This window comes from Oligoflexus sp., assembly GCF_035638955.1.
Lineage (GTDB): Bacteria > Bdellovibrionota_B > Oligoflexia > Oligoflexales > Oligoflexaceae > Oligoflexus.
Window position 1 is genome coordinate 109906 of the sequence record NZ_DASQYZ010000309.1, and the last position, 16227, is coordinate 126132.

At 52.9% G+C, this 16227-nt stretch carries 11 protein-coding genes; 5 read left to right on the plus strand and 6 right to left on the minus strand.

The window, feature by feature from the left end:
- Positions 1-25 precede the first annotated feature (25 nt).
- Both VE954_RS28485 and VE954_RS28490 read left to right on the plus strand, forming a co-directional pair.
- The gene (locus tag VE954_RS28485) at positions 26-1729 is read left to right on the plus strand and encodes a hypothetical protein (protein WP_324959306.1); all 1704 of its coding nucleotides are present in this window, start codon (positions 26-28) and stop codon (positions 1727-1729) included.
- 128 nt (positions 1730-1857) lie between these two features.
- Positions 1858-3336, plus strand: a complete 1479-nt coding sequence (locus VE954_RS28490) for a hypothetical protein (protein ID WP_324959308.1) — start codon at positions 1858-1860, stop codon at positions 3334-3336.
- Positions 3337-4238: 902 nt separating this feature from the next.
- Here VE954_RS28490 and VE954_RS28495 read toward each other — a convergent pair.
- Positions 4239-7526, minus strand: coding sequence for a hypothetical protein (locus VE954_RS28495; RefSeq protein WP_324959310.1), 3288 nt, complete (start codon positions 7524-7526; stop codon positions 4239-4241).
- Between the two features lie 707 nt (positions 7527-8233).
- Positions 8234-8413 (minus strand): hypothetical protein, encoded by a 180-nt coding sequence (locus VE954_RS28500; protein WP_324959312.1) that lies wholly within the window; start codon positions 8411-8413, stop codon positions 8234-8236.
- 269 nt (positions 8414-8682) lie between these two features.
- Between VE954_RS28500 and VE954_RS28505 the strand changes: the two genes are divergently transcribed.
- Positions 8683-9516, plus strand: a complete 834-nt coding sequence (locus VE954_RS28505) for a M23 family metallopeptidase (protein ID WP_324959314.1) — start codon at positions 8683-8685, stop codon at positions 9514-9516.
- Positions 9517-9539: 23 nt separating this feature from the next.
- Here VE954_RS28505 and VE954_RS28510 read toward each other — a convergent pair whose 3' ends face one another.
- The 3 genes from VE954_RS28510 to VE954_RS28520 are packed head-to-tail and all read right to left on the minus strand — an operon-like array spanning position 9540 to position 10806.
- The gene (locus tag VE954_RS28510; RefSeq protein WP_324959315.1) at positions 9540-9866 is read right to left on the minus strand and encodes a hypothetical protein; all 327 of its coding nucleotides are present in this window, start codon (positions 9864-9866) and stop codon (positions 9540-9542) included.
- Positions 9863-10357: an RNA polymerase sigma factor gene (locus tag VE954_RS28515; protein ID WP_324959317.1), complete on the minus strand. Its 495-nt coding sequence runs from the start codon at positions 10355-10357 to the stop codon at positions 9863-9865. Before VE954_RS28515 ends, VE954_RS28510 begins: the two co-directional genes overlap by 4 nt.
- Positions 10358-10362: 5 nt before the next feature.
- A complete protein-coding gene (locus VE954_RS28520) occupies positions 10363-10806 on the minus strand; it encodes a Spy/CpxP family protein refolding chaperone (protein ID WP_324959320.1) in 444 nt (147 codons plus the stop codon).
- Positions 10807-11040: 234 nt separating this feature from the next.
- Here VE954_RS28520 and VE954_RS28525 point away from each other — a divergent pair, with 234 nt between their 5' ends.
- Entirely contained in the window at positions 11041-12918 is a 1878-nt protein-coding gene (locus VE954_RS28525; RefSeq protein WP_324959322.1) for an adenylate/guanylate cyclase domain-containing protein, read from the plus strand.
- Here VE954_RS28525 and thrS read toward each other — a convergent pair.
- On the minus strand, positions 12908-14695 hold the full coding sequence (gene thrS / locus VE954_RS28530; protein ID WP_324959324.1) for a threonine--tRNA ligase: 1788 nt from the start codon (positions 14693-14695) through the stop codon (positions 12908-12910). The two genes, VE954_RS28525 and thrS, sit on opposite strands and share 11 nt — an antisense overlap.
- A gap of 362 nt (positions 14696-15057) precedes the next feature.
- Between thrS and nadA the strand changes: the two genes are divergently transcribed.
- On the plus strand, positions 15058-16104 hold the full coding sequence (gene nadA / locus VE954_RS28535; RefSeq protein WP_324959326.1) for a quinolinate synthase NadA: 1047 nt from the start codon (positions 15058-15060) through the stop codon (positions 16102-16104).
- The last annotated feature ends 123 nt before the right edge of the window (positions 16105-16227 follow it).

The following is a 16227-nucleotide window of genomic DNA, read 5'->3' on the forward strand; positions in this document are numbered from 1 at the left end:
ATTCTGTCAATCAAGAGGTCCTAGTATGAAGACATCCACCTTAATAAAATCCTTAGCTATCTGCTTACCCCTGTTGGGCTCGCTGGCATCTTGCGGCAAGAGCAAGAGTTCTGATGAAAGCGCAACCACCACGATGGACCCGACAACTGCGGCCGTTTCGAGTGGATTCGCGGAAGAAGGCGTTGCGGCTCTGGTAGGTCAATTGCAAATCTCAACCGGCTTGCGCCTCGCGTCAGCCGCGGTGAAGTTGTATGCGTTCCCATTGGTTGGCGGCAAGCTGCCAGGCAAGAACGATATGATGGAAATTGAAGTGGCTGAAGACGGCAGCTTCGAAGCCAAGCTCCCCAAAGTTCCGCCCCTTCTGGATGCCTTGAAAAAAGCGAAGAATGCGGATGGCACCTACGATCGCAGCAAGATCACCGATATCATCGGCGAGAATGTCGATGACTCCGTTACTGATGCGATGATCACCGAGTACCTGGACGAAATGGAAGCCGAAGTCAAGACCAAGGGAGTTTCCTGGGCCCTTGTCACAGTTGAAGAAACCGGCGACGCGATCGCTGATGCCGAAACCATGAAATTCATTTCCATCGGCACCGCAGGCAACTCGATCTCGGCTATTCCAACGAATAAAGTCAAAGGTGACCTGAGCCTTGGCGCTATCACCCTGGGCAGCTCATCAGAAGTGTACACTGACCTCGATGCCTCCGAAGTTTTCGATCTGAGCAGCGATGTGCTGTCGGGCATGGCAAAACTGAACGACACCACCAAAGCCATCAAGAACGTCTACATCAATGGTGACACGTTCGAGCCAACTCCCTTCTATATGTGGTATCTGCCCAACCTCAGCAATCTTGATGATTTCACAGCTCCAGAAACGATCGCAGCGAAGTATAATGGTTCCGGCTTTTATCTAGGTGTCAGTTTGCCTGATTTGACGTTCAATAATGTCTGCGGCACCAGCGCTAAACTCGTCGAACTCTACCCAGCATCAGGCGAGCTCGATGCCGGCGTGTATGGCAAGATCACTCCAACTCGTCCCTTCAACAACAGCAATCGCTCCGCTATCCAATCTGAGTCGAGCCGTTACAACTGCGGTGGAAGCGATACCGGATTCTATGCTGCCAGCCGCAACGATGATTCAGACTACCTGACCCAGACGGATCTGATGATGAACTGGGGCGCTGGTGGATCCATCACCGGTGCCATTACTGAAGGCCTCTGGAAATTTAAAGTTGACGGCGTCACCAAGGGTGCCTTTGACTTCGCTTCCAGCGCTCCGTTCGGCGCTGACGGCACACCCAAAGTTTTCATCCCTTCCGTCAAGCTCGTTAAGGATGCTGATGGCAACATCACCGACGCTCAGGTGAAAATTTATGCCAAGACCGCTGACGGCTGGGTTGCCTTGTCTGACCTTACCCAGTTCAAAGAAACTGTCGGCGCCTTTATGATGGAATTCGAAAACCGGGGCAACGACAACAGCACCACAGGCAACGCTTTTAACCTGTTCAAAGATGGTACCACGACCGCTGGTGTCGTTACCCACGACCTGTCGAAAGCTGGTGGCCATGGCGAAGAAGAAACGGCTTATACCTGGAAGGGCTTCGGCTCGACAGCAAGCGGCGACACCAAGGTACTCACCGGCGTGGCCGTGTACTACGAGATTTTCGGATCGAGTTACCGCGTTGAATTCCGCGGCGAAACTGATCAATCAGCTAGTCCTCAATAAGTTTTGAACCTGGCCCCCTTTATTGGGGGCCTTTTTTTTTGCATCGACATAAACGCAATAAGTCGTGTAAACATTTGTCGCTCCTAAGGGAATCAGCGTAGAGGCTTGTGTGGTTGAGGAGCACGACTTTGAAGAAATTACTGTTATTAACCCTGCTATTGGCATCGCAAGGCTGCGTCACTCCAGCAATTTGCACCCAGGAAGGCGCCTTTGACCTAGGCCGCCAGCAGGCTCTAGCCGGCAAACAGGCTGATCCGAGTCAGGGGCAGGTCTGCGAAGGTGAAACTTCCGAAACTTTCCGCACGAACTATAAAAAAGGTTATGACACCGGCTTCCAGTTGCTCTGCAGCGCGCAGAATGCGACCGACGATGGTCGCGATGCCGGACTCCAGGGTCAGAGTTTAACGGGTTTACCCCTGCGTTATCAGCTTTGTGTCAAGGATCGCACCGGGCTCGAAAAGTCATTTATGTCAGCCTATCAGCGTGGTCTTGAAGAACACTGTTCGGCTGATACCGCCAAAAACCGCGGGGATCAGGCCGGCCGTAAAAATCAGGCCACCCTGGATATCGACGCGACTTATATCAGCTGTCCCCAGCCGCAGCGCAGCAAGCTGAAGCAAGCCTATCAAAAAGCTTTTATGCAAGGCCTGCGAGCTTATTGCCAACCCACGCAACATCTCGAAACTATCCGCAATCTAGCAAAAACCGCAACGCAACCCAGCCATGATCCACAGACCTATGGATCCTGTGCTCAGCATTTCCCGGATCTCCTTGAGGAGTACCACGCCGTGTTCTATCGCGAGCGCGATGGTGTGGTACAACGCCTTTGCACCTATGAAAATGGCTTGAATGATGGTCAGACGGATGCGACGCAAAGCAATCAGCGACGTCACGGCGTTCCCGACTTCTGCGATGATAGGCAATCAAGCGGCTACATGCGTGGCTATGACCGCGGCTGGAGTGACAAAAAACGCGAGGTATGCCTGCAGCAGGATCTGCACGAACAGGGGTTCCGCGATGGAGCCAATGGTCTGGCAGCCAATCCGCACTTTCCTGAACTCTGTCCATCCGATTATTATCGGGTCATGCGCAACCGTTATGATGCTGGTTATGAGCGCGGCCGACGTCAAAGTTCACACCGGCCTCATCAGGAATCCAAGGGCGAGGATGTGGTGAGAGCCTGCGGTCAGGTTTTTAGCTTTGACAGTGAAAAACTCGAATGCATTCAGCACAGCCGGAAGATCCGATACGCACCCTCGGATGTGGTCGAGGCTTGTGGCCAGGCATTCTCATTCAGCTCAGATCGAATGAAGTGCATCATCAGCGCCACAGGTCGGTCGTACAATAGCGCGACAGTGGTGCGAAGCTGCAAGCAGGCGACAGCTTTTGCCTCGGAGCTGCAGAAATGTATCACCACTGTCCAGGATGCTCGTTATGAGCCGTCACGAGCCATCAACGCCTGTCAGGCAGCCTTTTCTATGAATAGCGATCGACAGGAATGCTGGAACGTGATTGCCAAGGAACCGCGGGATCCTTCGGCAAAGATTCAATCGTGCCAGCAATCCTTTAATTTTTCGTCGGACATTCTCAGATGCATCCGCACCTAGAAGGCAGGAACGTATTCTCTAGATTTACGTCTGGGTGATTCACACCGTTTCAAATGGTATGGCTCCGTATTCTCTTTGGAGCCATACCGATTGTTATTTTCGGCTTCTAACTGAAGCGCATTCACTCGCTCTTTGCGTAACGCGGTCATTCCGCTTATGAAGCAATTGGTTATCAACCCATAGGTGGTTCATTGTCCTGGAGTGACCGCTCTTGCAATGGCTTCAAATCATGTATTTCACCAAATCTGCTCCGGGCCTTTATCGCCGGCCTTTCTTTCTAGCGTCTCGTTGCGCGTTTCGCTTCTTCTTTCTGCGTTATGCTGCCTTTTGAGGTTGGTGCTAAACTTCTTCGACTACCCGGATTGTTGTCGCTCAATAGTCGGCTGACTGGTCGGAAGTTAGTCTGTTTAGCGGAAGACTCATCGTCTTTCAACCAATGTAAACGAACCACCGAAATTTTCTTCCAATCTCGGTTACTCCCAGACCATCTTTGGGACTTATTTTCCCGCGCTTTCCGATAAATCACTGTTCCAAAGACGCTGAGCTGAGTGTCCTTCCATCGATCTCACCTAGAGGCGCCCCAGGCATGCCCACGTGCTTCAGATAACGGCGGATCTTAGCAGGATCGACCACAGGGCGGGCACCTTGATATGTCCACTGAGAAAACAACACGCAAGAGTCGAGCCCAGCTCCCGGCACCCATCCTGGTCTTTTTCAACTTTCCTCCAAAAAACGTCAACCCCGAGGGAGACCTTTAGTTTGCGCCTGCCACGAGGGAGGATGATTGCAGAATTTCACCAGCATTTATGGTGCCATCTCCGAGGGTTTATCCTGGCGGTGAAACTCAACTTCAGGCAGCGGTTAATGCCTCAATTTTTCAATACCGCCCACCCCGGAATCCGTTAGAGGTCGATTGGCATATGGTACATTGGGCTCTTTTGGAGTTGCCGCTCGATCCAGTCAGTGTCGGCACGAGCAATGGACATCGTGCCCTTGAATTCAATGAATTCATTCCGGGAGAGGTAGCCGACCACGAAGGGGTCTGTGGTAGCGAAGAGGCGGTAGCCGGACGTGTCAAAAGTCTCGCCCCAGGGATCGCGAAGGCCTCTTATTACATAGGTGGCGCCATTGATCATGAGGGGCGTCGCAGGAAGGTCGTGATAGGTCTCGACGATTTCACCTGTTTCGACGTTCATTCGCTTGGCGTTATCCCGTTCCCCCGGGCCGATGAGTTCAATCCAGGCACGACCGTCAAATCTGCCCGCCCTATAGCCGTCTGGTAGGGATTTGACTGGGCGTGGCTCGCCTGTGTCGAGATCGAAAGCAAGAAGGGTCTCAAGGCACGTTGAGTAAAACAGCCTCTCCTGGCTGCTGACTGCGATATGGTCCTCTGTGTAGGCGAGCGCCGCAACCTGATCGCTGCTGCTCAGGTCGACGCTAGGAAGCTTCTTAATGGCAGCGTATCTTTCGAAAGTCATGTGTTCCATGGAGTTCACAATTTCGCCCTGCTGATCCAGCAGCTCGACTGAGATCGCGTTCTGGCCCACTCTGCCGAAAAGAAAGACAGGCGATGCGGAGTCCACCAAAGGAAGACCGTCCCGGACACCAGAGCTTATCCAGGAATCGTTCTCCTTATGCAGAATCATCGTTTTTGGAGAAACATCCTTTTCCCTGTCTGGCATGCCGAGCATGCTGTTGGCATAGAACGGAGTTGAGATAGTGATCAAGCCAATCCCTGGAAAGTGGCGAGCATAGATATCGCCAGGCCCATCAAAGGTGGCCACGAGCCTGATTTCGTCGGTCTTATGGCTCCATTGAAACGCCTGCTTAGCCTTTGTGGTGAAGAAGACATCGCCGCTGTCGAAGAGAATCCAGCTCGTCATTGGGCTGCCGGCCTTGACAGTTTTCTCCTGCCGGTGGATGACATCAGACCATATGATCGATGATTGAGTGTCCTTGGCCAATGCATAATTGCCATTCTCAGAGATCCTGCAGTCGTTGCTGCATTGGAAAGGTCGGTCAGAGAGGTTGTTGTCAGGCTGAAAATTTTGCAGTTGAATGCGGTTGGCACTGAAAAGAAGAATTCGCGAGGGATCAATTGTCGGGACCATCACCCATAGGTTCCGTTCCGCTTGCTCCAGATTGATCGTTACATGCTCCGGTTCGGATGGAGGATATGTGGTCGCTCCTACAGTTTTTTCCAGAATGTTATCGGCCCGGATTACGATCTGAGTTATGGAGTTGGGGGAATCGATGTAGAGCACATCCCCCTGCGTTGGATGCTCAATTAATTGCGAAATCTCGATATTCATATAGAGGCGCATTTGGGTCGATGATCCGGACTGGGGGTCGGTTGCATGAAGACTGTGGCCATTCGTATGTAGGAGCATGGTTTTTCCCTCGACTTTGGCCAGTGCAAAGCTCTTAACATCGTCATTCTCGCTTTCCGGAATGATGTTGACTCTTGATGGCACCCCATCCTTCCAGTTGATCTTAAACATCTTCTGGCAGTCGTCTTTTCCACTCCACCCCGGGCCCACCGAGTAGACGATCTCATTCGCCGCGATGACGCGGAATTTTTCGATCCAACATCCGTCCGGCTCGGAAAAAACAGAGATGCCAGGCATGTCTGGATCAATTCGAGCGATTGCATCGTTGTGGGAGACGAAGTAAAAACGCGAATCAGGGGTGATGAGCAGCTCCACATTAATATATCCGGCCGAAGGGAATGTGAGACGGATGGGCTTGGCGTCATAGCTATTGTAGTTGACGATCACGATCTGCTGCCATCCGACCACGACAACGGACTCGCGATGGTGATCGATGACCGTATCTTCGAGATAGCCCTCGAATTGCATGCTATGAACGAGACGGCCTTTGTCAAAGAAATCCAGTGTGGTCTCTTCACTATTGTATTGGTCGGTGATCCGGATTCCAACCATCCTGTCCGCGTCGATGAAATCGAACTCAATGTAGGTCTTGTCAAGCACGATCAGCTGTCCACCGATCGAAGCGTATGATTTGTGGTCATTGGAATTGCTGCCGACGGCCCAGTCGTCATTATAGGGAGACGCTGCGACAGATTCGGTCAGCAGAAACGCCTCGGGCATGCGTCTTTCCCAGATCAGATGCTTCTCGGCAGCAGCCCAGACGTAATGAGCGATGAGGGGCCAGTAGATATCCTGAATCTCCGCTTTCAGGACCAAACCCTTGGCGAGCGAGACGAGCTTCTGGTAGCTCTTGAAAGCATTGAATTCCTGGTTCGTTTGAATGTAGTTCGTGACAAGTTTGCTCACCGCCCGGATCTCGGCGATAAGGCTATCCTGGTAGACGATGAAAGACGTATGCAGTGGCGCGGACCGATTGCCGGCCCTGTCGACGGCAAAGGCATAGAGATCCCAAGCGCCCCGATCCGGGGCGTTGTACTCGCGGCCGATGTTCTTGAATTCTGCTTCGGTGCAACCGTCCGTCTGGATGTCCTCGTCCTGGCGCTGCTGCATGCAGATGTGGATATCGGCGGCACCGCTGTCGTCGGATTGAAAGGTGAGTTTGGCACCAGGAGTGATCTTCAGGTTGTAAGGAGCCCTCTCGACTGCAGTGAGCGTCTCATCGTTGAGCCTGAGCGTGGGACGTTGGCTATCGACCGTCAACGTACAGGTTTCAGGAGGAGAGAGCGCAGCCGGTGCGGGTTTAGTATCGAAGGCGTCGTAGTTCTGCATTTCCAAGGTGTAGGATCCGTCCGGGATATCGACGGGAATCGGCGGAATGATGTTGCCAAGAGCGATGTGCCGCTGAAGTGCTGCCTTGCGCTCGTGATTGTAGACGATGATTTGGGTCATAGGAAATGAGACTTCCTGAGTCTCAAGACGTTTGAGTAGCGGCAGGAACTCATGGGCGATCTGAACGTCAGAGGACGGGCAACGCGATTCCGCTGTGAGGCGGTTCAGGCCGCTGTCAGTGCTTAGGGCATGGCGAGTCAAGCCGGGAGCCAGGAACTGGAGGTCCAGGGCAAGGCCTTTTCGTTTGGTCGCTGTGTCCCGCGCGATCAGTTTAAAGGCCTTTTCCTCGGGGGAAATGACAATGCAGCCTTTGCTGGTCATCCGCACGGGTTGGATATGCTCATGCTTGATGAGAAACGCATCAATCTCCAGGGCCTCGTCTATCTGGAGGAAAGAGTAATCATTTTCCATGGATTGGCCGCAGGCAAGTTCGGCCCTGTTGTAATTATTTTGAAGGTTGGAACAACTAACGGTCAAAGTCAATGACACGCAGTTCAAAAAACTCTGTAGTATTCTTGTGTATTTGTGCAAGCGAACCTCTACGCATTCTAATTCCTCAGCGCGAGAGACCATAGCTGAACAGATGTCATTAAGCAAGAATTGGGCGGGGGTGCGGGTCGTGGGCTTTACGGGTAAGCTTTTCGTTTTGGTAATGGATGTTAAGGTAAAAAAACCTGCGCCCGAAGTTAAAAGCGCACGGAGGTTCAAATGCTTAGGCAAGTGTCGCTTCTGCTGTTTTTACAGTGAAATTGTCGGCTACGGGAACAATGATTTTTGAGTTTATTGCAGTGGCAGGAAAGAAGGCTCGCGCCCTAAGTACTAGGATTGGCGAGCCTTGACCTGGATCAAACTAGAGATGGTTCAGATTCCCGTGCCTGCTTGACCAGGGGATCCACCAGCCGCTGCACCTACCACCGCTCCGTAACTGAAGTTTTGGGTTATCGGCTGCCCACTGGCCAAATTTCCCAACCATTGCCCCAATGCACTCGACGCCGCTCCAAGGGCCGAATTGGCTGCTAAATTTCTGACAGCAATCGAAGCTGCGATGCCCAGCTCAGCGGACACCATAGTCGCGAAGGGATTCACAAATCCCAGAGCTCCACCGACAGCGGCTCCGATCAGGTCCGAGTGTGTCCCCCTGAAATCAGATAGGCTCCGGGGCCACCCGATACGGCGCCGACAATCGCTCCAGGTACAGCAAATCGTCCATCCGGAGCCACATGGTTTACCGGATCATTGCCGGCATAAGTATAGAAATTCCAGCCAGCACGGAAAGCCAAGGGATCTTTGTCGTCCAACGACCTGCTGCTGGATCATAGTCCCGTACCCCAAAGCGTACGAGACCGACTGATCGTTGCTTGGAAATACTTATGAGTCTAACTCCCAGCGCTTTCTAGAGTGGGATGAGCTTAACAAGGGATAAAAGCTAGATCATGACCAAACCTTGTCGACAAGTTCTTGCAGAACCGTCTGCAATCCATCGTAGAAAACGAAACTAAAGATTTCTGCCACTTTTACCGATAAGTACAAATCCGGGGGCTGACCCACTAGTTTGGGTGGGAATTTGATGCTTGTTGTGCCTTTTCTTACATGCCTGATTCTCTTGGCCTCAAGCTGCACGCCATCTGCTGATAACCATGATCAGACAGAACCGCGTCCTCAGCCGACCGCGTTGGCTTTTCGCATCATTCCCAAAAAAAGAGAAAACTGGGTGCAACTCGGGCGTCGCCTTCGGGTCGATAGTGAACAGCTCAAGCGTTTTAATCATTCCACCAGCTCCCGTCCTCGGGGCCCCATCTATCTGCCCATCACTGATAAAAAAATCTTAGGAAACAAATCGCACAGGTCTAAAGAAATCGTTGTCCTCGAAAGGGACCGCTTCCTTCGGCCCGCTTTCAAGCGCCCATGGCGGGCACCAGAGGCGATCTATACGGTTTCTCTGAAGCGATGGTTTGAAGTCGACAGGAGTATGCTACTGCATGCCCCTGTGAAAGGCCGCATCTCGTCGTTATATGGCCCGCGTTGGGGAACATCCCATAAAGGATTCGATATCGCGGCGCGGCGCGGCGCAAGGATAGAAGCCGCAGCATCCGGCCGTGTCCTGTTCACGGGAATCAAGCGAGGCTTTGGGCGAGTCGTCATTCTTGAGCATGAAGGTATGCGAACGCTTTATGCTCACTGCAAAGTCATTTCAGTTCAGCAGGATGATTGGGTCGAGCAGGGGGATAAGATCGCAACAGTCGGCAACACCGGGCGATCAACAGCTCCTCATCTGCACTTCGAACTTCTCGATGACAGATCTCAGGCCGTCAATCCGATTCCATTCTTTCTGCCTCACTGTCTGGAAGATAGCTATTCTGGATTTTTCTCTTACCTTTTCGAGGAAGATGACTGCCCATAGTTTCTGAACAGCCTCCTGGACCTTTATTCACCGGTCTCGGCCGCAACTTCATCGGCCAGCCAGAGCCAGTCCTGGTAGGCTCCGTTCTCGGTGATGTCATTTCTTTCCCGATATATAACCTCTTCAGGCTCCAACCAGGCGTCCGCTTCAGGAGGCTGGGGAGAAAAATTCAGAAAAGCCATCAAACCCGCAGCAGAAAGCGTGGCAGCTGAAATATAGACCCAGAGCCTATGCTGCCGCGAATGACCCGCCTTCCGTGTGCGAGCCATAATACGGCTCCACTCATCCCCCGGCGCGGATGACACAGGCGGTCGATGCTTTTGCATATACTCACGCAAGGGATCGTTCACAGCACTTCCCCTTCCCGCTCGAGCAAAGTTTGAAGTTTTTTTCGAGCAATACTCAGGCGCGACTTGACCGTGCCTTCGGGAATCTGCAGATGCCTGGCAATGTCCTCTAGACTCTGATCTTCCCAGTAAAATAAAACCACAACAGTCCGTTCCTTAAAACTTAATTTTTGCAGACAATGGTGCAGCACCTGATGATCACCGAGCTGCATTTCAGCGTTGGGCCGCAGGTCGCTGTGATCATGAACGGTCGCGCCTGGTTTCCACAGCCTCTGCCACGTTTGGCCACGATGAATATCCTGCGCCGTATTGTAGCTGATGCGATAGACCCAGGATTTGAGCGACGCCTCCCCGCGAAAACCATCGAGATGGCGATGGATTTTCAGAAAGACCTCCTGCACGCCGTCATCCACTTCAGAAGCCGGCACAAGGCCGCTCAGGACGCGACGCACGAGGCCGGCATAATTTGCATAAACTTCAGCAAATTCACTCATGAAGTTCACTCGCGGCGTGTGTCGGATGGTCCCGGTGCCCGGTTCGCGGCACGTGATTTCTGCCTTAAGTTTTGAAAGGCCGAACGCTGCTGCTCAGACAGAACGCCACGGATGGCCAGCATGCGTTCAAAACGAGCCTTTTCCAAGGCCATTTTGGTCGTCTGCAATTTTTGAAAGGCCTGGCGAACGGTTTCGTCATCACCGTTGTGATCCAGCTGTTGATTCAGTTCCTCACGGCGTTTATCCAACTCATCGCGGAGGCTCTGCAGCCGGTTGCGACTGCTCTCACGGATCTGCCGCACCCTTCTCTTTTGTTCCTGATTGAGTTGAACCGTTTTTAAGACCTGCTGAATTTGTTTCTCGGGATTGCCGTCCGGAGGCTGGGCCAGGGCTACTTGAGAGTTCCAGGATCCCATCAACAGAAGCATGGTCATAATCAGAGAGCGCATACGATGTCCTCACAAGAAATCTCAACAACACCTCCTTAGACGGGATGGGTCGAGGCAAGGTTCAGGGGTGAAGGAAAAATATTTGTAGTCACAAAGACATGGAATACACAGGCCAGGACCGCAGGATTTCGGGCCATTTTCCCGCTTTTTTCCAAGATACCAGAGCACTTGTTCCACGGCTTGATTCAATGCCCCATCCTTACTGGCCGACAAGACTCCTGGAGGAGCACAACCTTGACGCTCAGCATCACCCAGATTTTTCACCCGACCGAACTGGCGCAATATGAAAGCCAGGGCGATGTTCTCAGCCATGAATTTATCGTGGCTGAACCCATCGAGAAGGTCTGGGCTGTGATCTCGGATCATGACCATCTGCGCCGTAAATTAGGCCTTAGTTTGGTCGATTTCACATACCATCCGGTCACGGAAGGTGGAACGATGCTCGAAGGCGAGTACAGAGTTCCTTTCGGCAAAGCCCATTTCTATGAAAAGCCTTTTGAGTGGATTGCCGGCTCCTACTGCCTGGGCATTCGCCTTTTTGATAAAGGCCCTGTGCGCTATGCTTCGCTTGGCTTTTACGTGGAATCCGTGGGTGCCGGGCAGACCAAAATCAAAGCCGTCATGAAAATCGTGCTGAAAGGGCCACTGAAGGGTGTTTTCCTGCACAAACTGAATAAGTCTGCGGCCAAGTTTCCGCGTATTATTCAAGAATTGGTGAAGAACCTGGAATCCATCCAACCGCAATCCTTTGAAGCCTCGATGCGGCCGAAACCCGATCGCCTCAAACTCCAGCGTGCACGCATAGCCTTGAAAAAACTCGAACCTTTTCATGCGCAGATCGAAGCACTCGCTGATTATCACGCCCGCGCGGCGGATCGCTTTCTGCAGCGCTTGCGTCCCTATGAGATTGCCGATCATTACAAACTGCCTCGGCAAAACACGCTGGCCTTTTTTCTGGAAGGCACACAGGTTGGCCTTTTCGCTTTGAACTGGGATATTCTCTGCCCTGCCTGTCGCGGCGCCAAGAAACAGAACAAGAGTCTGCGTGAAATCGAGAAGAAAGTTCACTGTGAAACCTGTGGCCTGAACTTCGACGTCATTGAATCCAAGGATGTGGAACTGTCGTTTGCGTTTGCTGGCGACCTGAGCGTGGAGCCCGCGCCTATTTATTGCATCGGTAATCCCGGTCGTAGTCCCAACATTCACGTCCAGCTGCCGTTTGCACCGCACGAGACGCGCAAAGTTCAGCTGCGTTTGCCAGGTCTCAGCTATCGCCTGCGCGACATGAAGCAGGGGCATATCGTGCGCTTGGCCGTGGATCCTGAAGGGCTCTCGACCCTGTCCCGCCGCGACATGGAAAGCTTGAGGCTGCAGTCGGAGTTACGAGTCCAGCCCCAGGTGATGCTAGATTGGGACAATCCCACTGACCAATGGCAGGTTTTACGGTTCGATTGTCTCGATCCCAACCTGGACGCTGCCACGGCTGATCAGGTGGCCTCCCTTCCCGCCTATCAACATTTGTTTGGAGATGACGCCTTACGCCCCGGCATGCAGCTGGGTGTTGGGCACCTGGTGTTCCTCTTTTCCGATATCCGCGGCTCGACTCAGATGTATCGTGAAATGGGCGATTCCAAAGCTTTCCGCCTCGTCCAGGACCATTTTGCAGCCATGGAAAAATTTATTCGCGACGAGCAAGGCAGCATCGTGAAAACGATCGGTGATGCTGTGATGGCCAGTTTTAACAGCGAAACGTCGGCCCTGGCCGCGGCCATCGCCATTCAAAAATTCTATGCAATCCGAACCCAGGGCTATTCTCTGCATGGCCTGAAAATTGCCTTGCATAGCGGGCCCTGCATTATGGTGAACCTGAATGATCGCATGGATTATTTTGGGACCACCGTGAACATCTGCTCGCGTCTGCTCGATATGGCTTCGGACGAGGATATCATTGTATCAGGGAGCCTCCTGGAAATGCCCAAGGTGCAGGAGTTCCTGAGTCAACAGAATCTCACGTGGACTCAGGACGAGCAAGTTCTGCGTGGCTTCCAAGGCACCAAGACTTTCTACCGCCTCAAGCTGCAGCGGCAGATGCCCCAACGTCTTATTTCATAGCCTTGCTTTGAACTTCCTCCCCAAGCTTCTGCAAGAGTTCTTCCATCGAGAGCGATTGAAGGCCTTCCTGATCGCGCGAACGTAATGAAACGCGTTGGCTGGCGACTTCCTGATCACCAATCACAACTGCGTAGGGGATACGTTCCAACCGAAATTGCCGAATGCGATGGCCCAGGCTTTGCGCATCCGCATCAAGTTCAACGCGGATTTTGGCTTTCTTCAATCGCTGCTGCAGCTCGCGAGCAAAGTCGTCATGACGATCGGCGATGGGCAGGATGCGCAGTTGAACGGGCGCCAGCCAAACCGGGAATTTTCCTTCGCAATGTTCGATCAGGATTCCGATAAAGCGCTCCATCGAACCATAAATCACTCGGTGAATCACCGCCGGATGCTGCTTGCGACCGTCCCGATCCACATACTGACAATCGAATCGCCTCGGCAGTTGGAAATCCAACTGCAGGGTTCCCATTTGCCAATCCCGACCGAGGGCGTCCTTAATGAGGATATCAATCTTGGGACCGTAAAAGGCTCCATCACCTTCGGCAACTTCGTAAGCACCCTGGACATGCCGATCAAGAATACGTTTGAGCGAGGCTTCGGCTCGCTCCCAGATCGCGCCTTCCCCCATCGCATCCTTGGGCTGGGTGGCGAGACGAAACCGGTAGGACAGGTTGAAGACGCGGTAGAATTCATCGACCAGCTGCAGAATGCGTGCGAATTCCCGATCGATGGCCTGATCATCGTCTTCCACAAAGATATGGGCATCATCCTGCTGAAATTTTTGCACACGCAGAAGCCCATGCAAGGCCCCCGACCGCTCATGGCGATGCAAGGCGTCACAATCCGACAAACGCAGCGGCAGGTCGCGGTAACTGTGATGCTCATGATTGAAGACGATCATGGCGTTCGGACAGTTCATGGGCTTGACGCCATAGACTTCGTCCTTATTCAACTCCATGACAAACATGTCCTCACGGTAGTGCTCCCAATGCCCCGAAATTTGCCAAAGTTTCTTGGAATTGATCAGGGGGCTGGAAATCTCCGCATAATCCTCGCGCTCGTGCACCTCACGCCACCAGTTGATCAGCTGATTGAGAACCGAGAATCCATGCGGCAACCAATAGGGCATGCCAGGCGCAGTGTTATGAAAGAAAAACATTTTCAATTCCTTGCCCAGCTTGCGGTGATCCCGCTTTTCCGCCTGCTCCAAAAGCTGCAGGTGGTCCTGGAGCGCCGCCGCCGATGCGAAAGCCACAGCATAGATGCGCTGCAACATGGGACGCTTTTCGTCTCCTCGCCAGTAGGCTCCCGCTATTTTCATCAGCTTAAAGGCATTGTCCGGAATTTCGCGGCACGAACTCACATGGGGGCCGCGGCAGAGGTCGATGAAATCATCGTGTTGATAGATCGAGATCGGGTCGAGGGCGTCCGCTTGGGATTTCTCGCCGTGATCATCGTAGGCGCCTTGCAGAAGGCCCTCGAGGAGTTCAAGTTTATAAGGCTGATCGGCGAAGATACGGCGGGCTTCATCCGCTTCCAGTTCCTGGTAACGGAACGCGTGATCGTGCTGCAGAATAACCTTCATCCGGGCTTCGATGCCCATCAGATCCTCGGGCACCAGGGCACGAGGCAAATCGAAATCATAGTAAAAGCCATCCTGAATCGGAGGGCCGCCGGCAAAATGCACGGGCCCTTCCTTTTGAAAGTGATGCCGGACGGCCTGGGCCATCACGTGGGCAAGACTGTGGCGCAGACGATAAAGCTGTGCGGATTCCATGGGTCGACTCCAATCTCTTGAATCCCAGGCCCCTGCGCCAGCACCAATGCCCGGACACACAGGGTGCCTGGGCATTTGTTCCAAAAACAAAAAACCCAGGTCGGGGGACCTGGGTTGGTTCGAGCTATTGTCAAAACAAGCTCAAGAACGCCGAGGCCCTGCCTTCGTTGTTTGCGTCGTTGTACTTGTCGTATTCATAAGTTTCATAAAAAACTCCTCACTCTCTCCATCTCTAACACAAACCTCTTCGGCGCGCCAGTGTCAGGACTTGAGTCTTCGTCCTCGCGGGCCTTTGAACTTGCTTTTTGCCAGTTTTTTCGCAAGACTTCCCGACCGAGCCGCTACCGAGGGAGGGCCCTGATATGTCACTATCACTTGATGCCACCTATGCTCTGATGAAAGAGAAATTGCATGGTCTGGTGCCAGACTTTGAGTTGGAGCATAAAGCCGAATTAGCTTATGAAATCAATAAGCTAAAGGAAGAACGCAACGCGATTATCCTGGGCCACAACTATATGGAACCGGCGCTGTTTCATGTGGTGGCGGACATTACGGGGGATTCCCTGGAGCTGTGCCGCAAGGCCGCCGCGACGGATAAGGACATTATTGTGTTCTGCGGTGTGGAATTTATGGCCGAAACGGCCAAAATTCTGAACCCGACGCGGAAGGTCCTGATTCCTTCCAAGAAAGCCGGTTGTTCCCTGGCCCAAAGCATCACCGCGGCCGACGTGCGGAAACTGCGCGAGCAGTTCCCAGGGGTGCCGGTGGTGACTTATATCAATAGCTATGCCGATGTGAAGGCTGAGACCGATATCTGCTGCACGTCGGGCAATGCCGTGAAAATTGTGAATCAACTGGACAGCGACACGGTCATATTTATTCCTGATGAGTTCCTGGCGAAGAACGTCGCGAAGCTAACCGGGAAGACGATTATTTTTCCTGAGACCGATCTGAACAAAGCGGTGCAGCCGAGCGGCGACTTGAAGAAGGTCTTCGTTGGCTGGCACGGACGTTGTGAGGTGCATGAGCTGTTTACGGTCGAAGATATCGCGGATGTTCGCAAGCAGTATCCCGATGTCGTGGTGCTCGCGCACCCTGAGTGCCCGCCTGAAGTGGTGGATGCTTCGGATTATTCAGGAAGCACGTCGGCGATGATTAAGTATGTTCAGGAAGTGAAGGCTTCGCGTTATTTGCTGCTCACCGAGTGTGCGATGGCGGATAATATTATTGCGGCCAATCGCGATAAGGAAGTTCTCCGGATGTGCAGTCACCGGTGCCCGCACATGGCGCAGATTACGTTGGAAGATACTTTGGCTTCGCTGCAGAATTTGCAATATGAGATTCATTTGGAAGAAGAGCTGCGCATCAAGGCGAAACGGTCGATTGATCGGATGCTGGAGATGTCGTGAGGACAAGAGGCCCCAGCTGACGCTGGGGTTCCACTCGCTGTGGCTCGTGGTGGAAGGGACGATCGTGGCAGAATGGGCTTGAACCCAGCTCCAATCGGCACCCCGCGCAGCGGGGCTTCATTC